Genomic DNA, 22301 nt, shown 5'->3' with positions numbered 1-22301 from the left:
GACCTTCCCCCAGCGTTCCCCTGTAATAGAATGATACACTAAGTCACCCGCCCCCTGTTTTTGAACAACGGTCAAACCTCATGCAAACACTCACCCGCAGCCTGCTCATCACCCTGCTCTCCTGCATCTGCATCACCCCAACCACCGCAGCAGAACGCAACCCCGCCGAGAAACCATTTACCGTCACCGAAAGCTACCAGCAACTCGCCGACGCCATGGAACCGCTGCAGGCCTGGCAGGCCACGAACAAAGCCGAACACGCAGCCTGGCGAAAACAGTTTCATCCGACCGTCACCCGCATCCTGGGTAAAATGCCCGAGCGCGTCCCCCTGGAAGTCAAGTGGGCCGAAAAGAAAGAGTTCGACACCTTCACCCGCCACAAAGTCTTTGTCCGCACCGAAGCCGCCTATTGGGCTCCCGTCTATTACTTCGTCCCGCACAACTTAAAGAAAAAAGTCCCCGCGATTGTCTGCATGCACGGACACAGCGGCATCATCCCCTACATCGATGAAGGCAAAACCAAAGCCGACAAAGAAAAGACCCGCCAGAGCGAACTCGACTACGCCGTCTACTTCGCGAAGCACGGCTACGTCTCCGCCGCCATCGTCATGCGGGGCTGGAACGAAACCGCCGGCGACCAGGATCGCGGCGTCTCACACACCAAACGCAGTTGCCTGCAGATGACCATGAACGCCCTCCTCATCGGCAGTACCCCCCAAGGCCAGCGCAGCTGGGACGCCATGCGCGTCATCGACTTCCTGCAGACACAGGACGCAGTCGACCCCAACCGCATCGCTGCCGCCGGCCTCTCCGGAGGCGGAGCTACCGCCATGTACCTCCCCGTCCTCGACGAGCGCGTCAAGCTCACCATGATCGCCGGCGCCTTCTCAAGCTACCGCGCCTCCTACTACGCCATGCCGCACTGCTTGTGTCAGTGTATGCCCGAGATGATGCGGTTCGGCGAAATGTCCGACGTCGTCGCCCTGCACGCCCCCCGCCCGGTCCTGCTCATCAACGGCATCGAAGACAAAATCTTCCCCATCGAAGCCGCCCGCCAGGGCTATAAAAAACTGCAGCAGGTCTACCAGGTCCTGGATGCAGAAGAAAACATCGACGCCGACTTCTTCCAAGGCGGCCACCGCTGGTCCAACAACAAAAGCCTCGCCTTCCTCAAACAACACTTCGGCGAGTGAGAATCCCCCCTGATTCACCCAGGCGACTGAAGTTGTAGGGGAGGACCCATGTGTCCTCCCGCCTGGCGACATACAACCAGTATCAACGCCCAAGGGACACCAAAATGCCCACCAACCCTGAGCGTCAAGACGCTAACCGCCGTAAAAAGGTTGACGAATAACCCGAATACAATTCGCAGTGAAGAGGAATCCGGCAGAACAAATCAACCGTCAGGTTTATTGAGATCATCCATATGGACCACAGGCACACCGGCCTCGCGCATACGAATCTTCACCTCCAGAGAGGCCTCGTCATCTTCAATAACATCGTAGCAACGACTCTCTTCGTGAAAGATCAGGCAATCTGATAAATCATTTAGATCCGCTCCGGACGAGACAAGCAAAAATTCTTCAGCTTCGTCTCCCCAATACGCTGCATATTCAGTTAATTGACTGTCATCCATAGCACCGGCCCCTGTTTAGAATCGAATGGTTTGAGTCAAATAGTAAAATGTCAGCGCACCTGAAAACGAAAACCACACACATCGTCGCTCACAACTCTGAAGTCAACCGCGCCAACCGGGACGAACCGGGAGCCACATCATAGACACAGCGCGAAAAATCAGCCACTCCCTCTGCTTGCAGCGCAGCCGCCCGACTGAGCAGGTGACGCAAATGCCTCAATTGTTTTTGGTCGGCATAGATCGACTGGCTCTCTGCATAAGACCGAACTGACAGCCGATCCAGCTCCGACCTGATTTCATCGATCAGCTTTTCTCTCATCCAACTTCAATCCTGTTGGAGCATGTGAAACGGGGCTCAGTAACCCTTTCCATCATATCACAACTGTTCGTTAATTTCGTACCGGCCGTGGTTCCACAAAACCGCCATTCAACGGTATTGCAGAAAAATACTTAGCCACTGCGTGGAAAATCGTTAATCTGTTAAAAAGCAGTTGTTAAGTCATCAGAACTCGGGGATGATAAAAGGAACAGCACCTTTGATACCTGCCGCTTTTCATGTGGCGCACTTTAATAACTGGTTCCATGTCGGCTTCCTCCATCCAGGACAATGCACATGTTTTTCTTTGGTACAGTAAAAGAATGGGAGCGTCACGCCCTGTTTTTCCTCGGGAAGTTTTACCGAATGGTTGAGCCGGGTTTATACTTTTACATCCCCTTCGTCACGCGTGTTCTCTACCGGATCGACTTGCGAATTATCACCTACACGGTCCCCATGCAGGTAGGACTGACGAAAGACAACATTCCGGTAGAAGTGGATGCGATCCTCTTCTACCAGGTGATGGATCCCAAGGCGTGCGTTTTGAACGTCGATAACTACCACAAAGCCACACAGCTTAGCGCGCGATCCTCGATCCGGGACATGGTAGGGAAATCAAATCTGGACGAGCTCCTCGCTGAACGGGACAAAATCGGAAAGCGGCTGAAAGAGCACATTGATGGATTCGTTTCCAAATGGGGAGTGACCGTGATTTCTGTAGAAATCAAGGACGTCATTGTTGCCAAAGAGCTGGAAGATGCCATTGCGCGCGAAGCGGCTGCGGAACGCGAAAAACGCGCACGTGTGATCCTGGCTGATGCGGAACAACTGGCTGCCGATGCCATTATTGCTGCTTCCCAAAAATACGCAGACAATCCCATTGCCCTTCAACTGCGATCTATGAACATGCTCTATGAGATCTGCCTTGAGGGGAAGTCTTCTGTCGTATTTATTCCTACTGACAAATCAATGGGCGCGATGCCTGCTTTTATGGGAATCACAAGCCTCGAAGAACTCATCAGAAAACGTTCGCAAACCCACTCCAGCGAGTTCGAAAAGACAGAAGAGGATGACTGATCAAGCAGTTTTCGAGTTCAGCCCCCATCCCGCTCACAATTTTTCGAATCTTTCGTGTTTTTCGTGGTTCCTCAACGGGTCGCCCCGAACGCAACTCGGGCCGAGCGCAGCGAGCAGGATACTGACAGAAGAGACTCGTCAGCACCAGAATCCCCGCCCTCATCAGGTACCTTCGTATTTCGCCAACGCGTCTCGAGCATACTGAATTGGCACACTGATGATATCATCGGTGTCTTCCAGGCTGGCGATCTCTCGGGTGAGAGCAAGGCCGAGCTTAATTTCATCATCGATGCCACTGGCCAGCATCTGCGCCCCATCAAACTGGATGTCACAGAGTTCTTCACACTCATATTCTTCGCGGTTTTTCAACGCCTGCCTGATGATCCTTTTAATCTTCCTCTGAGCCTTTTCCTGATCTCCCGCCTTCAAGTCCCGTAACGCACCCTGGTACTTTTTCCGCTGGAACTCAGCCGAGGGACGCCCCTTTTCATCCAGCACTGATTCATGCAGTCTTGCATAGTAGTGCTCGCGAGACGCCGCCGGTCCCCATTCAATATCGACCCCCGCTTCCTGCAACAGCTTAAAAGCGTACTCAACCAGTCCAAACTTGATCCGCAGATATTCTGCCCGTGGCAACTGCACTTTCAGCGTCGCTTCATTCCGTTTCCACCAGGCGCGCCAGCTGATATCAGCTTCCCCCCTGATCAACTGCTCGAAATATTGAAACTGCTCAGCCGTGTATGGCATTACACTATTTCCCAGGTTCAAAAAAGGGAACGAAACGGTTCTACCCAGATACATTGTTCGTTGCAGCGATTAATGATCATAAAATCGAATTCAGACACATGCCAGATCAGCAACCCATCTTCTTAACCCGGCAACAAACGATCAACATCAACCGGTTGATTTCCCAAAATCTTAATGGTCTCTCTTTCGAGTCAAATCCTCCCCAGCAGTCTTTCGTGCATTTCGTGGTTCATACAAATTTCCTTTTATTTCCCCACCACTCGATACCCCTTCCACCGCGGCACCCAGCACCGCACCTCCCGGCGATACGCCACAAACGCCTCCCCGAACCGCGTCTCCAGGTCCTGCTCTTCTATCGGCCGCACACAAATATTCCACAGCACCATGCCCACTACCACGTACGCCAGAACCAGCCCGCTACCGAAATACAAACCCACGGCGGCCCCCTGCACCAGCCCTGCAATCGCCATCGGGTTCCGCACAAACCGATACGGTCCCGCTACCACCAGCTGCCGTGCCGTATCGAAAGGGACCGGCGTTCCGCGACCATAAATGCCCATCGTCGCCCCGCTCGTCAGCCCCAGGCTCCCCCCCAGCACAAACAGGATCACTCCCAGCACCCGCTGCCCGTCGAACCGAAACGCCGGCCAGCCGAGAACACCTTCCAGCCAGATCAGCCCCGCCGGGAACACCAGCAGAAACAGCGTCCAGAACACGACCGTCTGCAGCACAATCTTCAGCAGCAGCCACCACAGTGGCGTCTCAGCCCGCGTCGGTCGAAACGTGATCTTGAACATCCCCGGCTTTCCCACAACATCGGCCCGTATGAATCAAACCAACCAGCAACATCAGTCCCAGACACACCAGCATCAGACAGGTTCCCAGCCAGCCCCCCTGCGTCGTCAGGCTCAGCGACAGACAGTACAGGCTCACATAAGCAATGCCGCCCGTCAGAAAATACAACACCGGCCCCGCCCAGCAGCGCTGCCGCCAGAGACCATACGCCAGCACAAAAGAACCGCCCACAAACACCACGCCGTCCGGCAGCCAGAACGCCAGCAGCACCCGCTCCGACAGTGTCTCCGACAGAAACAGCGCCCGACTCTCCGGCACCGCCAGCAACAGACATCACCACCCCACGCCGCCCAGACCCTGCAGCAGCGGATAAAGAAACAACCAGCTTTTCCAATCTGATTCTGATTTCATATTGCCAATCGTGGCGAAATTGATCACGCTTGCAAAGTAGAAAGATCACATTTTGTGAATCGATGCTGGGATTCGATCCGAGGCAGGATACAGAAAGACTCGACCTTGCTGCACAGAATCATACTTTCAAATTATAAAAACCATTTCGACCATTTTGACGAAGAATCTCGTGTAAATGAACGATGACTGGTATCGAAACACAACCTGGAACGCTGAAATTGAACGTACTTTCAATGAAAAGTTGACGCGAGCACGAGATAAGGCTCAGTACCTCCGGATCCAGGCAACCACACTGGTAGAAACTCATCCCGAGGTCTCCCTTAAATTACTTGATCGCTACTTTGAATATGATGATTTATTTCTAGCATGGGCTCACGGCACACGAGCCGAAGCACTACTGTCACGCGACCGCATTGAGGAGGCACTGGTCGCTTATGAAGACGCACTTGCCCGCGAGGCCGAGTTTCCCAACGTGCAGAGTCGTGCGAGACACAATCTCCCTTACTTGATTGCCACGGGCGGGATTCAAGACTGCTACAACCGCGCCAGTGAATTATTGCAGTTGGCAGCCTCCGACCTGGAGTTACCCTTGGACGAATTTCTCTGGCACACCGCCCACGCCTTGATTGCCGCTGATACCGATGATGTAGAATCGGCCCGCAGCCATGCCGAACAGGCACTGAAAGCTGCAGGTCGTGAACACTCCGGATTCCGGTACCACCCAAGGGCCGGACTTGTCTCCGCGAAATACAATGATGTCATCAAAAAACTGGAATCACTGAGTATTCCTTGATTTTCAATAGTATATTACACAGCCCTCACCCAGCAGAATTTTCGTGTCTTTCGTGCTTTTCGTGGTTCCAGAATTTCGAGCTTTTTGCGGTCCACCGCCGGTTTCATATTGCCAATCCTTGCGGAAACCGGCACGATTGAGAATAGTAACCTCAGAACTCACAATCGATGTCCCACCAGAATATAAAGGCCGCCTCACCATGAAACGTCTGCTGTTCCTGCTCAGCCTAACGCTGCTGCTGACTCCCGCCGCCCACGCGCAACGTCCCAAACCCAATTACGATGAAAGCCAGGTCCCGGAATTCAAACTCCCCGACCCGCTCGTCACCAATAAAGGGAAAAAGGTCGACTCAGCTAAAGCATGGCAGCAGGTCCGCCGCCCCGAAATTCTGGAGCTCTTCGAAACTGAAGTCTACGGCAAAAGCCCCGCAGCCCCCGAAGACATGCTGTTCGAAGTCACCTCCGTCAAGAACGACGCCCTCGGCGGCAAGGCCATCCGTAAGGAAGTCTCGGTCTACTTCTCGGGCAAGAAAGAAGAACCGCGGATGGATCTGTTGATCTATCTCCCCGCGAAAGCCACCAAGCCGGTCCCTGTCTTCATGGGTCTCAACTTTTACGGCAACCACACCATCACCGATGAGACAGACGTTAAACTCAACGATCACTGGATGCGGGCCAACAAAGACAAAGGCATCGTCGATCATAAAGCGACCGAAGCCTCGCGAGGCAAATCATCGTCCCGCTGGCCCATCGAAAAGATCATCGATCGTGGCTACGGACTCGTCGCCATCTACTGCGGCGACATCGACCCCGACTATGACGACGGCTTCAAGAACGGCGTGCACGCCCTCTACAATTCCAAACAGAAACCCGCGCCCGATGAATGGGGCACGATCGCTGCCTGGGCCTGGGGACTCAGCCGCGCCCTGGATTACCTCGAAACCGACAAACAGATCGACGCGAACAAAGTCGCCGTCATGGGACACTCCCGTCTCGGGAAAACCTCCCTCTGGGCCGGCGCGCAGGACCCGCGATTTGCGATTGTCATTTCCAACGACTCTGGTTGTGGCGGTGCCGCCCTCAGTCGGCGCCGCTTCGGTGAAACCCTGCACGTCATCAACAATTCGTTCCCGCACTGGTTCTGTGACAACTTCAACAAGTACATCGACAAGGAAAACGAGCTCCCCGTCGATCAACACATGCTGATCTCACTGATCGCCCCCCGCCCCGTCTACGTCGCCAGTGCCGTCGAAGACCGCTGGGCCGATCCCAAGGGGGAATTCCTCTCCGTCAAATACGCGGAACCCGTCTACAAGCTGCTCGGCACCTCCGGCTTCGGTGCAGACAAGATGCCCGGCATCAACGAACCCGTGCAGAAGCAGATGGGCTATCACATCCGCACCGGCAAACACGATGTGACCGACTTCGACTGGGAACAGTACCTCAACTTCGCCGACCAGCATTTCCAGGGCAGTTGATCCCGGTTCGTCCGCCCACCGCTTCCCCGTAGTCTGAACACCAGTCGATAACCAACGATCGACAGTTGGGTTACGGGGATATTTCTGCGCAGAATACAGCCTTTAAAGCGGGTTTTCGTCGGGGAAAAAGCAGTTTTCGCGATGCCCGCTTGCCTCGGCCTGAACTCCCACGATAAGATGGGAGCGTGTTCACGATTCCTTAATTAAGACCGATCAGACGATTTCAATATGATGAATCAACGTTTCCGGCTCCCTTCCTTTGATGCCTCTTCCCTCAACAGGTTCGCCCTGATTTTACTCTGTCTCTGCCTGCTCCCGACCACCCTGGTCCGGGCCGACAAAGCCAGTGATGAATTTCAGCTGGCTATCGGCCTCTATAAGCAGAACCGCTGGGAACTGGCGACCGAGACGTTTCAGAAGTACCTCAAGGAATACCCCAACCACGAAAACGTGCCGCTGGCGAAATTCTACCTGGGACTCACGCTCGTCAATCAGCAGAAGTATAAGGAAGCCCGCGATATTCTGCGGGAATACGTGAAGCAGTATCCCCAGAATAAGAATCTCCCCGACGCCCTGTATCGCGTCGCCGAGTGCAGTTACCTGCTCGACGATCTGAAAGCAGCCGAGTCCGAGTTCACCGACTTCCTCAAACGCTACCCCAATCACGCCCTCGAAGAATGGGCCTATGCCTATTTCGGGGATGCGCTGCTCCGACAGGGGAAAGCTGACCTGGCGATCAAGAGTTTCCAGCGTTCCCTCGATCGGCACCCGGAAGGCGCCATGTCGCAGGATGCCCAGTTCGGTCTCGCGTCCGCTTACCTGCAGAACAAACAACCCGAAGAAGCAGAGAAACGCTTCCAGCAGATCGCCAGTCAGAAAACCCACTCCCGGGCCAGCGACGCCCAGATGGCACTGGCCACATCACTCTTTGATCGCGGACAATTCCAACAGGCCGCGGATGCCTTTCTGGCACTGCCCACCAAATTCCCCGAAAGTCCCCTGGGCATCACGGCTCGCCTGAATGCCGGCTATGCCTTTTACGATCTGAAACAGTACGACAAGGCCGTGGAACAGTTCGACATCGTCGCCAAAGATCCCGCGCAGGCCGCCAACGCCCTCTACTGGAAAGGGGTCAGTCTCAAGGCCGCCGGTCAACTCTCGGAAGCCATCACCGCACTGAAACAGGCACAGAAAGCTAAACCTTCGACCGCCCAGCAGCCCTTGATCAACTACCAGCTGGCCGAAGCTCTGCTCCGCAGCGGCCAACAGGCTCAGGCCAAAACCCTGTTCCTGGATCTGGTCAAGCAGGCGCCTCAGAGTGAGCTCGCCGACGACAGCCTGCACTTCGCCATCGAAGCCGCCCTGCTCAGCGATCAACTCGAAGAAGCTGCCCAACTCGCTGCCCGGTTCGAAAAAGAGTATCCCCAGAGTGGACTCCGCCTGCATCAGGAACTGCTCAAAGGACGCATCAGCGATGCCCAGGGCAAGCCCGAAGATCTGCAGGCCGCCGTCAAACACTTTCAAAACGTGCTCGACCAGAGCAAGCTCGAGAACACACAACTGCTGGCCCGTCTGTACCTCGCGCGGACTTATCAGAAGCTGAAAGAATACCAGAAATCGATCGACGTTCTGAAACCGTACCTCGATGACACGAACACCGACAAATCCACCAGCGAATACGCGGACGCCCTGATCCTGCAAAGCAACAACTTCAACTCGCTGCAGAAATTCCCGGAAGCGGAGTCGCTGGCCAAAACGTATCTCAAGCAGTTCCCCAATGAACCCCGCTACGATCAGATCCTCGCAAACCTGACCATCCTCACTTCCAAAAACGACAAGCCCGCAGAAGTCGATCAGTACCTGGCCGAACTGGAAAAACGCAAACCGAATCTCGATCTGCTGATTCAGACCTATCGACAACTGGCCGAACGCAATTACGAAAACCAGCAGTGGAGCCGCGCGAAGAAGTTCTTCGCTGAAATTGTCGAGCGCGGTGCGACGTCTCCCGAATTCCCGGCCGGCCTGTCGGGCCTCGCCTGGAGTGAGTTTCAGCTGAATGAATTCCCCGCGGCGGCAACGCACTTTGAACAGTTCACCAAAGAGTTCCCTAAGAACCCGCTGGCCGCGGAAGCCTCTTACATGCAGGGCCGCAGCCTGGAAAGCGACCAGAAGCTCCAGCCCGCAGTCGACGTTTATCAGCAGACCCTCAAGCAGTTCGCCCCCTCGCGCTACGCAATGCTCTCGGGACTGCAGGCCGCTCGCACGCTGTTCCAGCTGAAAAAAATCGATGAAGTCAACAAAGCCTACGAAGCCCTGCTGACGAAATTCCCCAAGCCCGACAACCTGGATAAGATCCTCGATGAATGGGCACTCATCAATTACGAAGCCGAAATGTTCGATGAGTCAGACGCGATCTTCCGCCGACTCGTCAAAGAGACCCCGGACAGTGACCTGGCTGACAATGCCCGCCTGAGCCTCGCCGAAAGCGATCTCATTGCCGGCAAACTCGATGCCGCCGCAAAAGAATTCGACGCCCTGCAGGCTTCCGAGAAATCCGATCAGAAGGTGCAGGAAGTCTCCCTCTACCGGTTGATTGAAATCAATCTGGAACAGCAGAAATGGAAAGAGGTCGAAAAGTTCAGCCAGGATCTGCTCAAGCGGTTCCCCCAGAATGAATACGCGGCCTTCGCCCGTTTCCACCAGGCGGAAGCCGCCCTGTATCTGAACCAGGTCGAAGCGGCTCAGAAAGAACTGCTGACTCTCACAACCAAAGAACAGACCGAACAGCTGGGCGACCGTCCCTGGTATCCACGGGTCTGGGTGCTGCTTGCTGAGACCTACTTCCGGCAGAAAAAATATGCGGAAGTCCAGAAAACCGTCGACCAGTTCCGCAGCTGGGATCCGGAGAGCCCCTTCCTCTACCAGGCAGAAGAGGTCCTGGGACGCAGCCTGAAGAATCAGGCCAAATTCGACGAGGCTCGCAAAGTCTTCCAGAAAATCATCGACTCGGAAAACAGCCGCCGCACCGAAACCGCGGCCAAGTGCCAGTTCCTGCTCGCTGAAACCCTGATGATCCAGGAGAAATTCAAGGAAGCCCTGCTCGCCTATCTGCAGGTCGATATTCAATATAAATTCCCCGAATGGCAGGCCCCGGCCCTGTTTCAGGCCGGCATGTGCCACGAAGCTCTGAAGGAATGGAAACAGGCGTTGAAAACATATCAGGACTTTTTGAAGCGTTTCCCGGAACACGAACTGGCCGCCCGCGTCAAAGAGCGCATCCAGCAGGTCCAGCCCCGGGCCGGCACCTGACGGACACTGTCTGCCTGTTCCCAAAGTTCGTGCATCAGGAAATCGAACCGCGGGAAATTCCAATCCAGACTCGACGCCATATTCCATCTCGCGTAAACTAGAGCACGGCCTGAATTCCCCACCCAGGTAAGTCAGGTTCATCCAATCCCGCGCCTCTCTTCCGGTTGATCCGGCTAAGCTCCGGGCCGGTTTATCAGTCATTACACAGCGATACCCCTGGTTCATGATCAAACTCTTCCACAGTCCGCAGGAATTCTCTACTCCCGATCTCGCGGTCCAGAGTCCCTCTCGACGACTGGTCAGTCTGGTCCTGACACTCCTGGTGACGCTGGTCCTCTTCTCCCCGTTCGCCTCCGCACAGGAGCGACTACCCAAAGTCGTCGAACAGCGGGGCGACAAACTTGTAGAAGCAGCGGATCCCGACGGCCCCCTGCCCGAATCGGTGGCCGCCGTCAAACAACGTCAGGTGATCCCTTCCACGCCCGAAGACATCATCGAAGAGATGGGCTACTTCCTGCTCCCCTTCGTGATCGCTTCCATCATCTCCATGTGGTTCATCATCGAACGCCTGGTGATTCTCCGCTCCGGCCGCGTCATACCCAAACACTTTGTCAGCCGCTTTCTCAAGCTGCTTAGGGACGGCAAACTCAACGCACGCTCCGCCCTCAAACTGTGTGAGGAAAACCCGAGCCCGATTGCTTCGGTCTTCGCGCACGGCGTTCGAAAATGGGGCAAGCCGAGTGTCGAAGTGGAACAGGCCATCATTGACGGCGGCGAACGTCAGCTGTCACAACTTCGTAAACACCTCCGCGTGATCAACGGCGTCGCCACAGTCGCCCCCCTGATGGGTCTGCTGGGAACCGTGATCGGCATGATCCAGGCCTTCAACGAAATCGCCAACAGCAGCGCGATGGGCAAAGCGGAAGAACTGGCCGTCGGCATCGCGATGGCCCTGCTCACTACCGCCTTCGGTCTGGGCATCGCCATCCCCTCGCTGATCATGTACATGTACCTGGCCGGCCGCGTGGATGGACTCGTGATGGAAATGGACCAGAATGCCCAGGACCTCGTGCACCTGATCTCCGCCGAAGGGCTCGCCGCCAGTGCCGCCAGCCGCAAAGCAACCACAACCACCACCACGACGGCCAAAACCAAAACGGATAAAGCAGCCAGTAAGTCGTAGGCACGTGCAACAACCCTCGCGACAGCGCGGCAATTCAAAATTAGCCGCAGAACGTGAGCCCCGGTTCTTCCCCTTTGCAAAGACACACTCTCACTCAGCAGCACCAACTGTTCCATCCAGGCCCCAATAGAAAGGGTGGGCTCGGATATCATCCGAGCCGAGCGCAGCGAGCAGGAGGTCTCAGAAAAATCGATCGGTTCAGAGCAAATCCACCAACCTGCATCCCTGAGATGAGGTGCACTCCCCCACAGCAGAACGCGTACACCGCAACCTCCTGTTGTCTCCGACAACCTCGAATTCCATTCGAGGCCACCCGACCTGATGGATGACTAAATACATCCCCGGTTACCCGATGATGATAGCCCTATCGCACCCGCTCCACCTCGATCCTCGTGAACTTCCACTTCGAAGTTGTTCCCCGACCTGTTCCGATTTACAATGAATTCTGATCTCTCCCGTGGGAGAACCGGCACTTCCGCCGGCTGAAACAGCGACTCATTCATTCTCTTGAAACACGACGAGAACCGGTATGGCTGACTCCAAAGAATTCAAGGCAGTCCCCCTCGAAGAAGAACTGTCTCAACTTGAGCGCGATCTCAAGTTCTATCCTTCCACCACTGCTGATCCGCAACTGCTGACGGTCGCACAGATCGAAGACTTCAACCGCGACGGCTTCCTCCGTGGCATTCGCATCTTTGACGACCAGGAAGTCATCGCCAACCGCGAATACTTTGATCGACTGCTGGAGCAGGTCATCGCCGCGGGTGGTAACAGCTACTCGATCAGCACTGCCCACATGAAGTACGGTAAAGTCTACGATCTGCTCACCCATCCCAGGATCGTCGCCCACGTCAAAGACCTGCTCGGCGAAAATGTCATCGCCTGGGGATCACATTTCTTCTGCAAAATGCCCCATGACGGGAAGGCCGTCTCCTGGCATCAGGACGCCAGTTACTGGCCCCTGTCCCCCTCCAAGGCGGTCACGGTCTGGCTGGCCATCGATGACGCCGACCCGGAAAACGCCAACATGCGATTCATCGCCGGCAGTCATCACTACGGACATATGACCTACCGCCCCAGCGGTTCCCACGAAGACAACGTACTTAATCAGACCATCGACAATCCCGAACAGTACGGCGCTCCCGTTGACGATACTCTGAAAGCCGGCGAGATTTCGATTCACTCCGACCTGCTCCTGCACGGTTCCGAAGCCAACCAGTCCGACCGCCGCCGCTGTGGACTCACTCTCCGCTATTGTGCCGCAGACGTCCGCGCCGGGATGGACTGGAACGCCAAAGGTGTCATTGTCGCCGGTTCCGATCCTTCCGGACACTGGCTCAATCCACCCCGACCGGAAAACGATTAAACGACCACTGCCCCTTTAAAAATCACTCCTGGGATACGACCACTGATGCAAAAATACTTCGCGGAGATCTTCGGTACCTTCATTCTGCTGTTCTGCGGCGCCGGCGCCATCGTCACTAACCAGGTTTCCGAAGGAACCGTGACGCACGTCGGCATCGCCCTGGTTTTCGGCCTGGTTGTCACCGCGATTATTTACGCCATCGGCGAAATCTCCGGCGCACATATCAACCCCGCCGTGACGATCGCCTTCTGGGTCGGCAAACGCTTCCCGGGCAACCAGGTGCTCCCCTACATCATCTGCCAGGTCATCGGCGCCCTCGTCGCCTGCCTGCTGTTGAAAATCACGTTCCCGGGCCTGACCAACTACGGCATGACCCTGCCTGCCGGCACGGAGATCCAGTCGTTGATACTCGAAGCGGTTCTCACCTGGATCCTGATGTTTGTCGTTTTATGCGTGAGTACCGGCGCGAAAGAGACCGGCATCCTCGCGGGTGTCGCGATTGGCGCCGTGATCGCTCTGGAAGCCATGTTCGCCGGCCCGATCTGCGGCGCCTCGATGAACCCGGCCCGCTCCCTGGCCCCGGCCCTGGTCAGCGGCCATCTGGAATCACTCTGGCTCTATCTCATCGGCCCGACTGCCGGTGCTGTCCTCGCGGTACCTTCGCTCTGGCTTGTACGCAATAATTCACAAGCCGCCGTAACACAAACCGCCGAGGAACCCGCGTCTTAAGTGAATTCAAAGTCCGCTCGCTGTGCTCATTTATTCGCTCGACCTGCTATCACAGTTACAGAAGAGGAACAAACCATGATCCACTGGCAACACGTTCTTGTACTGGGAATCGTCATCTCCGGACTGACCGTCTCCCAGGTCTCTGCTGAAACCGCCGCCCCCAGCGGCGACGCGTCGATCGTCTCCCCGGATGCCAAAGTCGAAACCCTCTGGGTCGATAAAGGCTTCACCGAAGGAGCCTGCGTCGATGTTGACGGGCTGATCTACTTCAGCGATATCAACTTCGCCGGCGGTAAAGGCAAAATCATGACCTTTGACCCCACGACCGGTAAGACCAGCGTCTTCAGTGCGGACAGTGGTCAGAGCAACGGACTCATGATCGACCAGAAAGGACGACTGCTGGCAGCCTGTGGTGCCAACAACGGCAAACAGTGCCTGGCGCGGATCTCTAAAACAGGCAAACCCGTGTGCCTGGTCGACAAATTCGAAGGCAAGAAATTCAACGCTCCGAACGACCTGGTAATCCACCCCAAAGGCTGGGTCTATTTCACCGATCCCCGCTACGTCGGATTCGAGCCACTCGAACTCGATCACATGAGCGTCTTCCGCTATGACCCGAAAAAGAAAACCGTCCAGCGGGCCACGACCGACATCACCAAACCCAACGGCGTCGTCGTCTCCCCGGATGGCAAAACCCTCTACGTCGCGGAAACCAACAACGGTCTCTCCGGACTGGAGAAAGATCCTCCGAAAAACCCCAAAAAACGGATGACCCTCAACGCCTTCCCGATCAAGGCCGACGGTTCTCTGGGTAAGAAAAAAGTCCTGGTCGACTTCGGTCCACAACAGACCGGCATCGATGGCATGACCGTGGATCAGAAAGGAAACGTCTACGCCGCCTACCGCGCTGAAAACCGGTTCGGCATTCTGGTCTTCTCTCCCGAAGGCAAAGAACTGGCCTACATCCCCACGCCGGAAATGCCTACCAACTGCACGTTCGGCATCGGCAAGGAGGCATCGACGCTCTACATCACCGCAGGCAGCGGTCTGTATCGCATCCCCTGCAAGATCCCGGGCTTCCACCCTTCACTGCCCCTGGATCAATAAGACTTCAGCGGGGCGGATTGAGACGCACCAGTCGTGCTAAAGGCACCTGCTTCCGCACGACGGCAATCTCGGTCTGCCACGCAGCGGACTCACGTGGCTGGAGTTCTTCCGGCAGGTAAGGTTTCCGCTGGAAGTACAACACGTATTCAGAAACGCCCTGACGTTCGGAATCGAAGGGGATCAGCTTGATCCCCTTGCGTTTCACTTCCGGCGTCTCCTGTAACATCTGGATGTAAGCCGGATGCAGGATCGGTGCCAGCTGGAGATACGAATTCTCGGGCACCCGCTCGACCACATCGTGCAGCATCTCCGCGGTGATGGAATCGCCCCAGTACGTGACCTCCATTCCCAGTGTGTTCGCTCCCTGCAGGCCGCCGGTCAGCAGGCTGTAATAACTGAGCCAGCAGGGACTGAAAGCGAATGCAGCATACGCCTGCGTCAGGATCAGCACTCCCACCGCAGTACGCGCCACACGCATGGAAAAGCGCTGCTGCAGCCAGTCACAGATCTGTGCTGCCCCCACGCCGATCAGAATCGCCGCCATGGGAAAGACCATCAGAAACAACCGCACGCCGTCGTAGACCGTAATCCCCGGCCAGGAAAACAGCATGAGTGGCCAGAGCAGCGAACCGATCAGCAGCACACCACCGCTGGATCGCTGCTCACGTTCTGCCTCTGAACGGCGGCCCGTCTTCCAGCCACCAATCAACGCCAGTACCAGCAAACCCAGTGGGATCGTCACCAGCAGCATCACCCAGGGGTAATGCCAGGGAACATCGCGGTCGGCGTATTTCGTTCCGAAGTAATCGATATAAATCGCAGCCCGGCCCGTGGTTCGTCCCAGGTATTCACTGAGATGCCCGACCGGATCAAACCAGAGCCACGGCCAGCCCGCAAAGAAGACGAGCACTCCCACGCCTCCCCAGCAGAGGAGTGGCTTGATCGCCTTGAGACGCCACTTCCACAGCGCCCAGATGATCACGGGAATCGGAATCAGTACCGCCTGAATCTTGGTCAGCAGCGCCAGTCCGAGCAGAATACCGGTCAGGCAGGCCCGCTTCGCGGTCGGCGGTTCTGAAGTATCCCAGAACCGGATCACCGCAAGCACCGCGGTCACATAGAACAGCGCGGTCACTGTCTCCAGCGCTGCCAGATGCGCATGTCCAAACACCCGCGGCAACGCAATCAACGCGACGGCAGCCACTACGCCCGCGAAATGACCGGACCGCTGAGAGGTAAACCAGCCCACCACAAACACCAGGCAGGCGAAACAGAGTGCCGAGGCGTAACGACCATAGGTTACGACGAACGGTCGCTCTCCCTCTCCCGCCAGTCCCGCTACTGTTTCATGGGCGATGCCAATCAGCAGACGTCCCAGCGGGGGATGATCGGGCAGGTAGTTCTCATGCTCGAAGATCTCCCGCAGGCTCTCCGGGGCGATGATGCCCAGCCCATAGACGCGAATCGCACGCACCAGGAACACGCCTTGCCCCACGTTAAACGGTTCGTCGACCGTCATCCCGGGGCCCGGACCGGTGAGCGACAGATCCCGGGCACAGTCCAGGCGGGCCGCCACCAGCAGAAATGCCAGGCAGGCCAGCAGCGCATACCAGGCGGCGGGCTTCAGTTTTTCGCGGGTGCTCAGCGGCGCTTGTATTGTGGATTGATTCATGGTGACATTACTTCCGGGGCGCAATAAAAAAACCCGACCAAGAGTGTTACCTCTTGGCCGGGTTTAGTCGTTCACGCAAACCAGCAAATCCCTTTGCGATTGTTCTGGTTGGCCAGCGGGCCGTTCTCTCGACACCGTCCATAATATCGAGAACTACACGTCCCTGGCAATCTCACCTTAAGGCATTCCTGCCCGGTCTATTAGGCGATCTGCTTTTTACGTCCAACCAGGGTCCGAATCCGTTCGGCCAGCAATGCAGCGTCAAATGGTTTCCGGAAAGTTTCGTTAAACAGTGTTCTGTCGAAACCGCTGGCGTTGTCTTCATCGCTCAGCAGGGCAATCAGAACAGAGTCGGTGTAGTCTTTATTGCGTCGCAGGTTTTGTGCGATCATCAGAGCTTCGTTGCGACCCATGGCGAAATCAACGATTACGCAGTCGGGGTGCAGTGATTCTGCCTGGATACCGGCTTCAAAACCGCTCACGGCATATTCAATTTTGAAGTCTTCTGTTGCCATCAGATCGTCAAGGCTGGCTCGAACCTGGGTATCGGCACCGACGAGCAGCAGTTTGCCCATCGCTTCGTCTTCCAGTTCGCCTAATGGCATGCCGTGTTCTTTAAGAAATCGAATAAGGTGCTCACGTGGGATTCGGCGGTCCTGAGAACCGGGGATCCGGTAGCCTCTCAGGCGTCCAGAGTCGAACCACTTACTAACCGTGCGGGGTGCAACCTTACAGATCTTTGCTACTTGGCCAGTAGTGAAGATCGTTTTCATTGCGGGCTCTCCAATCACATGCTTGGCAAATCTCGTCGAAGAAAGGTTACTTTTCTTCTGCTTTAACCCCTACTACAGTTTGCGGCTATCCTGGCCAGTCAGTTCACGTTGTAACCTGTGTAGTCTTGGGTCGGGGTTTGTCTCTGGAGACAGCATCTCCAGAAACTGTTTCAAAATGCCAATCTTTAATTTTAAGGAAATTTGGGATCTGGTACGTAATACTTTTGGGGTCGGACTGAATGACAATCGCAATACCATTCAGATCAGTTCGTCAGACTAGATCCGTCTTGTCCTCTCCCCCCTTACAGACTGTTGATCGGATTGAACCATTCAAACTGGTGTTGACTGGCTCGACGTGGTTTTTACGTCTTTCCGGTTTCAACCGTCTGCCCTAATTGCATCGACGAAACTGCCGTGAGGACTTTAAGTTCTTTGACAAGAGAGAGTGCAGTAGTGACAGAGACACTCGGAATAGCTGGTACGGAAGAATCAGCTGTGAGGGATATTATGCTCTAATGCCCTGTAAAACAGGCACTTAATACGTCCCGGGGAAATGCTTAAGATGTGAACCTTATTTCTGGGGTGACTTGAGTTTTCGTATCAGGTTCCGCTGATTTTCCCCGGGGTAAGCCTGCTCCGAGCGGATAACCGTTATGACAACAGCAACCCGTCTCTGGTTCAATGTATTGGAACTGTCGTCTCTATTACGATGGATATAGCGATCCGTGTTGGTTCTTTTTTTCCTGCGGCCTTATAGCCTGTTCACCGGATAAGCCATCCGATTTTTGCCTTTTCGCTTGCCCTGTCCATATCCACCCGTCTAAGATCACATTGAATTCCGGTTGTCTGTCTGTCAAATTCATCTCCCAGGCAGAGTTTACAACGGCATTCACCGAATCGTTCATCACATTCCCGACAGACCCGTTCTGGTTTCTGAATGTCAGCTGCTTCCAGCGACAGCTGACTCGATATACGATCTGAAATACAACCCTTATGCCGCAGACTCTTCAAGAATACGCTGACTGGTTATCCAACCGGGATGATCTGATCTGGCCCACGGCTCCCGCGCTGGAAACGCCCAAAGCGACGCCCTTTCTCAAACCGCTGAAACGCATCTCCGCGATCACCTTCAGTATCTACGGCACCCTGCTGCACATCACCGATGGCGAACTTCTGTTCGACCATCAGCAACAGCTCCGCATGCAGATCGCCCTCGATAAGACAATAAAAGAGTTCAATATGTGGAACAGCATGTCCCGCAAACCGGGGGCTCCATGGGAATACATGCTCTCCCAATACCGCTCGCTGCTCGAAGACCAGCAACTCGGCGGAAAGGTCGCCAAAGGGGAAAAGCCGGAAATCAACTCCGCCGACCTCTGGAAACTGCTCATCGAACGCCTGCAGAAAAACGAATACACGTTCGACGAATCCTTTTACGGGAACCTCGACGACTTCAGCCTGAAGGTCGCCTACTTCTTCCACTCCAGCCTGCAGGGAATCGCTCCCATGCCCGATGCCCTGGAGTCACTCTGCCAGCTCAGTCAGTACGGCAAGAAAGTCGCTTTGTTTGCGGATGCTCAGCCGTTCACTCTGGTGCAACTCCTGCGGGCATTAGGCACTCAGGGAACACTCCCCCCCCTGTCCGAGCTGTTCACACAGGAATGTTTCTGTTTCTCTTATCGCGAAACCGTCCGCAAACCCTCGGTCTCCCTCTACGAAAAACTGCTCGATCGCTTCGATCAGCAGGGCATCCCCCCTGAGGAAATTCTGCACGTCGGTTCCCGCATTCCCGATGACCTGGCAATCGCCCGGAGTTTCGGCATGAAAACCGCCCTGTTTGCCGGCGATTCACTCAGCATTCACGCCAGCAAAGCAGAAGTCAGGAGCCCCGATACCAAACCTGACAGGTTGATCACCAATTTGAGCCAAATAGCTGAAATCCTCGATTAACATATTCCACGGATTCTGCTAATATTTCTGGCTTATCAGATACCGGGCTCGCATTTCCACCTGGATGAACTAACCCATCTGATACCTAAACCCATTGACTATATACATTTCCTGCACCTGATGGCCCTGAAAGGGAACCAGGGTCGTACCGCAGATATTGACGCCCTTATTGGAGAAGAGAGACCATGCCTCCCAAATTGCTTTATGAAGGAATTGACTTCGATTTTGAAAACCCGATCTACGGAATCGAAGACATCAGAGAAATCAATCCTCAGCGATTTGAAATGGAGCAGCTGACGGGGATCGTCCATGTAGATAATGAAAAGCATGGCATCGTCGGCTTCAAAGATGTCACCGAAGACGAATTCTGGGTTCGTGGCCACATGCCCGACTTCCCCCTGATGCCCGGCGTCATCCTCTGTGAATGTTCCGCTCAGCTGGCCGGCTTCTATGCCCGCAAGTTCAAACTACTGGGAGGCGACTTCCTCGGCTTCGGCGGTATGAACGATGTTCGCTTCCGCAGCCCCGTTTTCCCCAATCAGCGACTGGTGATTATGGCCCAACTGGCCCGCATCCGTGCCGGCAAACGGGCGGAATTCAACTTCCAGGGACTCGTCGACAACAGCATGGTCTTCAGCGGACAGATGATCGGCGTCCCCATCGACAAGAATCAGGAAGTCCCCGGCTAAGCTGCCCCTGAAATCGAAACTGAACAAAAAAACGCCCCGGAACAGCGTCTGCCTGATCCGGGGCGTTCTCTATATTACTGCTGCTCGGAATGTCGCCTTAGCGGCTCAATACTTCCTGCATGTTCTTCTTATAGGCTTCCACACCCGGCTGTCCGTAGGGATTGATATTGATCAACCGGCCTTCGAGTACCGTCGCCAGCATCAGCATCTGCAGGGTCTGGCCGACCGTATAGGCGTCCAGGTTCGGCAGGATCAGATCCGCCGTCGGGCGATGCACGTCGGCATAAGCCTGGTTGGTTCCTTCAATGGCTGCAGAGAGCACATCGGGAACCGTTTTGCCTTTCAGCTTATTCAGCTGATCCTGATTTTCTTCTTCGGGAACGACAGGCACGGAGATTGGCTCGCTGTCCGGACGCTCGACAATCACGTTGGTGATCAGCTTGTCACGCACACCTTCCTGGTGCTGCTGTCCCCGGCTGTGCAGGTCGCGGGTGTTGACCACCGTCAGCGGCGTCGCCCCCTTTTCTTCTTTACCGAGACTTTCCGCCAGCAGTTGATCGTACCACAGCCCCAGCGCTTCCAGACGCTTGCCCCAGGTCGAAAGAATCCGCATCGATACGTTCTTTTCCCGCTCAAACAGGTGACAGGTCGCCGTGTAATCCAGCACCGGGTTGTCCCCCATCGGCTGTGAGTTGAACAGGCGGGTCATATCCGCGGCTCCCTGCAGCAACGCTTTCAGATCAACGCCCAGCACCGCAGCCGGGAACAGACCAACCGACGTGAAGACCGAAAACCGGCCGCCCACATTGTCGGGAATCGGAAAGACTTCCGGATACCCTTTATGATTGGAGAAGTTCCGCAGCTTTCCTTCCAGCCCGGTGATCGGCACCACTAAAGATCGGCTCTCTTCAGAATCGGCTCCGTAATACTCTTCCAGTGATTCGCGGAACAGACGGAAACCGAGAGCGGTTTCCAGAGTCCCCCCGGATTTACTGATGACGGTCATACTCCACCGCTGCAGCACATCCCTGGGATCCTGGCAACTCGTCTTTAACAGTTCCTGCAATGCCGTAATCGAATCGTTGTCGACATTGTTCCCTTCAAAATACAGGCGCGGCACGCCTCCTCGTTGATCGCGGGTCAGTTCATTGTGCAGCGGATGGCACAACGCTTCGAACAGCGCCCGCATCCCCATGTAAGAACCGCCGATCCCCAGCACGACAAACCGGTCCGACTGCTCACGCAGTTCCTGTGCTTTCGCTTCGATGCGTCCCAGCAGGCTCTCGCTTCCCTGAGACTCGTATTCGTCCAGCAGTTGTTGAGGCAGGTTCTGAAAACCCGCATCCAGAGGCTGCTTGTCCGCAGGGATCGCATCGCTGCCCAGCAGTTCAATGTCTTTCAACATTTCTTCCCGGGCCGCCATCAGGGCCGGCTGCAGTTCTTCATACCACTTCTCATCAATGAGCTTGCGGGCGGCGGAATCGTCGTAGCGAATGGAGTTTGTCATGAGAGATCGCGCTTTCGTCAGAGTGGATAAATTGAGAGGGAGATCACTGATCTTCCGCAGGCGGCTCGATACCGAAGTCCCGGATCGAGAGTAACGCTTTGAAGGGAATGTTGCGCTTCTCAAAGTTGGCAGCGCCCCCCTGCAGACGATCGACGACTCCCAGGGCCTGCACAACCTTGCAACCGAACTCTTCGGCCCGGTCGACGGACAGCAGTGCACTGCCGGCAGTCGTGATGACATCATCCACGATCACCACTTTGTCACCGGGCTGCACGGGACCTTCGACATATTTATTGGTGCCGTGCCCCTTGGGTTCTTTGCGGACCATAAACCCGTTCAGCAATCGGCCCTGCTCTGCAGCAACTGCGAGCACACCCGCGACAATCGGATCAGCGCCGATCGACATGCCGCCGATCGCGTCGAATTCGACATCTTCCAGCATTTCCAGCAGGCCGGCACTCACCAGACGCAGACCGTGTGAATGCAGGACCACCTGTTTGCCATCGAGGTAATAGGTGCTCTTCTTACCTGAAGCCAGCGTGAAATCGCCGAATTTTAACGCCCGCTCCCGAAACAACTCGATCAGCTTTTCGCGATCAAACATGAATGCTCTCTTCTCTACCCTGAATGTGTGATGTGCTCAAATCAGAAGCCGCCACGGTCCGTTCGCATAAACAATGTTTAATAAAAACACCGCGGACCGGCTCAAACACACGTATTCTACAGGGTCGAATTCAACATTCAAACGGACTGCAGGCAAAGAA

The 22301-nt window shown here is 55.5% G+C and carries 20 protein-coding genes; 11 read left to right on the top strand and 9 right to left on the bottom strand.

Features of this window, described 5'->3' with window-relative positions:
* Positions 1–80: 80 nt before the first annotated feature.
* Positions 81–1193 (top strand): alpha/beta hydrolase family protein, encoded by a 1113-nt coding sequence (locus FYZ48_RS23845; protein WP_149345057.1) that lies wholly within the window; start codon positions 81–83, stop codon positions 1191–1193.
* 203 nt (positions 1194–1396) lie between these two features.
* On the opposite strand, the gene FYZ48_RS23840 is transcribed toward FYZ48_RS23845, so the two are convergent.
* Together FYZ48_RS23840 and FYZ48_RS23835 are read right to left on the bottom strand one after the other, a co-directional pair.
* On the bottom strand, positions 1397–1636 hold the full coding sequence (locus tag FYZ48_RS23840) for a hypothetical protein (protein WP_149345053.1): 240 nt from the start codon (positions 1634–1636) through the stop codon (positions 1397–1399).
* A gap of 88 nt (positions 1637–1724) precedes the next feature.
* Entirely contained in the window at positions 1725–1955 is a 231-nt protein-coding gene (locus FYZ48_RS23835) for a hypothetical protein (protein ID WP_145035962.1), read from the bottom strand.
* A gap of 294 nt (positions 1956–2249) precedes the next feature.
* Here FYZ48_RS23835 and FYZ48_RS23830 point away from each other — a divergent pair, with 294 nt between their 5' ends.
* Positions 2250–3029, top strand: coding sequence for an SPFH domain-containing protein (locus FYZ48_RS23830; RefSeq protein ID WP_198422269.1), 780 nt, complete (start codon positions 2250–2252; stop codon positions 3027–3029).
* A gap of 162 nt (positions 3030–3191) precedes the next feature.
* On the opposite strand, the gene FYZ48_RS23825 is transcribed toward FYZ48_RS23830, so the two are convergent.
* From FYZ48_RS23825 to FYZ48_RS23815, 3 genes are all read right to left on the bottom strand, one after another.
* The gene (locus tag FYZ48_RS23825) at positions 3192–3776 is read right to left on the bottom strand and encodes a hypothetical protein (protein WP_149345045.1); all 585 of its coding nucleotides are present in this window, start codon (positions 3774–3776) and stop codon (positions 3192–3194) included.
* 245 nt (positions 3777–4021) lie between these two features.
* Positions 4022–4573, bottom strand: a complete 552-nt coding sequence (locus tag FYZ48_RS23820) for a methyltransferase family protein (protein WP_149345043.1) — start codon at positions 4571–4573, stop codon at positions 4022–4024.
* Positions 4539–4898, bottom strand: a complete 360-nt coding sequence (locus FYZ48_RS23815) for a hypothetical protein (protein WP_149345041.1) — start codon at positions 4896–4898, stop codon at positions 4539–4541. Before FYZ48_RS23815 ends, FYZ48_RS23820 begins: the two co-directional genes overlap by 35 nt.
* 259 nt (positions 4899–5157) lie before the next feature.
* Here FYZ48_RS23815 and FYZ48_RS23810 point away from each other — a divergent pair, with 259 nt between their 5' ends.
* The 7 genes from FYZ48_RS23810 to FYZ48_RS23780 all read left to right on the top strand — a co-directional run bounded on the left by FYZ48_RS23810 (position 5158) and on the right by FYZ48_RS23780 (position 14946).
* Positions 5158–5775, top strand: coding sequence for a hypothetical protein (locus tag FYZ48_RS23810; RefSeq protein WP_149345039.1), 618 nt, complete (start codon positions 5158–5160; stop codon positions 5773–5775).
* Between the two features lie 199 nt (positions 5776–5974).
* Positions 5975–7252 (top strand): glucuronyl esterase domain-containing protein, encoded by a 1278-nt coding sequence (locus FYZ48_RS23805; protein WP_149345037.1) that lies wholly within the window; start codon positions 5975–5977, stop codon positions 7250–7252.
* Positions 7253–7480: 228 nt separating this feature from the next.
* Positions 7481–10561 carry a tetratricopeptide repeat protein gene (locus tag FYZ48_RS23800; protein ID WP_149345035.1) on the top strand — a complete coding sequence of 1027 codons (3081 nt, stop codon included), beginning with the start codon at positions 7481–7483 and terminating at the stop codon, positions 10559–10561.
* Between the two features lie 223 nt (positions 10562–10784).
* Positions 10785–11744, top strand: a complete 960-nt coding sequence (locus FYZ48_RS23795) for a MotA/TolQ/ExbB proton channel family protein (protein WP_149345033.1) — start codon at positions 10785–10787, stop codon at positions 11742–11744.
* 529 nt (positions 11745–12273) lie between these two features.
* Positions 12274–13110: a phytanoyl-CoA dioxygenase family protein gene (locus tag FYZ48_RS23790; RefSeq protein ID WP_149345031.1), complete on the top strand. Its 837-nt coding sequence runs from the start codon at positions 12274–12276 to the stop codon at positions 13108–13110.
* 45 nt (positions 13111–13155) lie between these two features.
* Positions 13156–13839, top strand: a complete 684-nt coding sequence (locus FYZ48_RS23785) for an MIP/aquaporin family protein (RefSeq protein ID WP_149345029.1) — start codon at positions 13156–13158, stop codon at positions 13837–13839.
* Positions 13840–13914: 75 nt separating this feature from the next.
* On the top strand, positions 13915–14946 hold the full coding sequence (locus tag FYZ48_RS23780; RefSeq protein ID WP_149345026.1) for an SMP-30/gluconolactonase/LRE family protein: 1032 nt from the start codon (positions 13915–13917) through the stop codon (positions 14944–14946).
* A gap of 4 nt (positions 14947–14950) precedes the next feature.
* Here the strand turns inward: FYZ48_RS23780 and FYZ48_RS23775 are convergent, their stop codons facing one another.
* Positions 14951–16618 (bottom strand): ArnT family glycosyltransferase, encoded by a 1668-nt coding sequence (locus tag FYZ48_RS23775; RefSeq protein WP_149345024.1) that lies wholly within the window; start codon positions 16616–16618, stop codon positions 14951–14953.
* A gap of 200 nt (positions 16619–16818) precedes the next feature.
* Positions 16819–17391 carry a helix-turn-helix domain-containing protein gene (locus FYZ48_RS23770; protein ID WP_044238118.1) on the bottom strand — a complete coding sequence of 191 codons (573 nt, stop codon included), beginning with the start codon at positions 17389–17391 and terminating at the stop codon, positions 16819–16821.
* A gap of 993 nt (positions 17392–18384) precedes the next feature.
* Here FYZ48_RS23770 and FYZ48_RS23765 point away from each other — a divergent pair.
* Complete coding sequence (locus FYZ48_RS23765) at positions 18385–19341, top strand: HAD family hydrolase (RefSeq protein WP_149345022.1); 957 nt, start codon at positions 18385–18387, stop codon at positions 19339–19341.
* Positions 19342–19526: 185 nt separating this feature from the next.
* Complete coding sequence (locus FYZ48_RS23760) at positions 19527–20030, top strand: 3-hydroxyacyl-ACP dehydratase FabZ family protein (RefSeq protein WP_149345019.1); 504 nt, start codon at positions 19527–19529, stop codon at positions 20028–20030.
* A 97-nt stretch (positions 20031–20127) separates the two neighbouring features.
* On the opposite strand, the gene FYZ48_RS23755 is transcribed toward FYZ48_RS23760, so the two are convergent.
* Together FYZ48_RS23755 and pyrE are read right to left on the bottom strand one after the other, a co-directional pair.
* A complete protein-coding gene (locus FYZ48_RS23755) occupies positions 20128–21537 on the bottom strand; it encodes a glucose-6-phosphate isomerase (protein ID WP_149345017.1) in 1410 nt (469 codons plus the stop codon).
* Positions 21538–21580: 43 nt separating this feature from the next.
* Entirely contained in the window at positions 21581–22141 is a 561-nt protein-coding gene (gene pyrE, locus FYZ48_RS23750; protein WP_149345015.1) for an orotate phosphoribosyltransferase, read from the bottom strand.
* Positions 22142–22301: the final 160 nt, after the last annotated feature.

It is taken from the genome of Gimesia chilikensis (assembly GCF_008329715.1).
GTDB lineage: Bacteria > Planctomycetota > Planctomycetia > Planctomycetales > Planctomycetaceae > Gimesia > Gimesia chilikensis.
The sequence above is the reverse complement of the archived record's forward strand: the minus strand, read 5'-3'. Positions and strand labels throughout refer to the sequence as shown.

What these genes read in the sequence shown, in the direction of transcription:
- FYZ48_RS23830 (WP_198422269.1), top strand. Translation starts at nt 2,250, where the DNA reads ATGTTTTTCTTTGGTACAGTAAAAGAATGGGAGCGTCACGCCCTGTTT.
- FYZ48_RS23780 (WP_149345026.1), top strand. Translation starts at nt 13,915, where the DNA reads ATGATCCACTGGCAACACGTTCTTGTACTGGGAATCGTCATCTCCGGA.
- FYZ48_RS23785 (WP_149345029.1), top strand. Translation starts at nt 13,156, where the DNA reads ATGCAAAAATACTTCGCGGAGATCTTCGGTACCTTCATTCTGCTGTTC.
- FYZ48_RS23835 (WP_145035962.1), bottom strand. Translation starts at nt 1,955, where the DNA reads ATGAGAGAAAAGCTGATCGATGAAATCAGGTCGGAGCTGGATCGGCTG.
- FYZ48_RS23840 (WP_149345053.1), bottom strand. Translation starts at nt 1,636, where the DNA reads ATGGATGACAGTCAATTAACTGAATATGCAGCGTATTGGGGAGACGAA.
- FYZ48_RS23775 (WP_149345024.1), bottom strand. Translation starts at nt 16,618, where the DNA reads ATGAATCAATCCACAATACAAGCGCCGCTGAGCACCCGCGAAAAACTG.
- FYZ48_RS23810 (WP_149345039.1), top strand. Translation starts at nt 5,158, where the DNA reads ATGAACGATGACTGGTATCGAAACACAACCTGGAACGCTGAAATTGAA.
- FYZ48_RS23825 (WP_149345045.1), bottom strand. Translation starts at nt 3,776, where the DNA reads ATGCCATACACGGCTGAGCAGTTTCAATATTTCGAGCAGTTGATCAGG.
- FYZ48_RS23770 (WP_044238118.1), bottom strand. Translation starts at nt 17,391, where the DNA reads ATGAAAACGATCTTCACTACTGGCCAAGTAGCAAAGATCTGTAAGGTT.
- FYZ48_RS23805 (WP_149345037.1), top strand. Translation starts at nt 5,975, where the DNA reads ATGAAACGTCTGCTGTTCCTGCTCAGCCTAACGCTGCTGCTGACTCCC.
- FYZ48_RS23800 (WP_149345035.1), top strand. Translation starts at nt 7,481, where the DNA reads ATGATGAATCAACGTTTCCGGCTCCCTTCCTTTGATGCCTCTTCCCTC.
- FYZ48_RS23790 (WP_149345031.1), top strand. Translation starts at nt 12,274, where the DNA reads ATGGCTGACTCCAAAGAATTCAAGGCAGTCCCCCTCGAAGAAGAACTG.
- FYZ48_RS23820 (WP_149345043.1), bottom strand. Translation starts at nt 4,573, where the DNA reads ATGTTCAAGATCACGTTTCGACCGACGCGGGCTGAGACGCCACTGTGG.
- FYZ48_RS23795 (WP_149345033.1), top strand. Translation starts at nt 10,785, where the DNA reads ATGATCAAACTCTTCCACAGTCCGCAGGAATTCTCTACTCCCGATCTC.
- FYZ48_RS23765 (WP_149345022.1), top strand. Translation starts at nt 18,385, where the DNA reads ATGCCGCAGACTCTTCAAGAATACGCTGACTGGTTATCCAACCGGGAT.
- pyrE (WP_149345015.1), bottom strand. Translation starts at nt 22,141, where the DNA reads ATGTTTGATCGCGAAAAGCTGATCGAGTTGTTTCGGGAGCGGGCGTTA.
- FYZ48_RS23755 (WP_149345017.1), bottom strand. Translation starts at nt 21,537, where the DNA reads ATGACAAACTCCATTCGCTACGACGATTCCGCCGCCCGCAAGCTCATT.
- FYZ48_RS23845 (WP_149345057.1), top strand. Translation starts at nt 81, where the DNA reads ATGCAAACACTCACCCGCAGCCTGCTCATCACCCTGCTCTCCTGCATC.
- FYZ48_RS23760 (WP_149345019.1), top strand. Translation starts at nt 19,527, where the DNA reads ATGCCTCCCAAATTGCTTTATGAAGGAATTGACTTCGATTTTGAAAAC.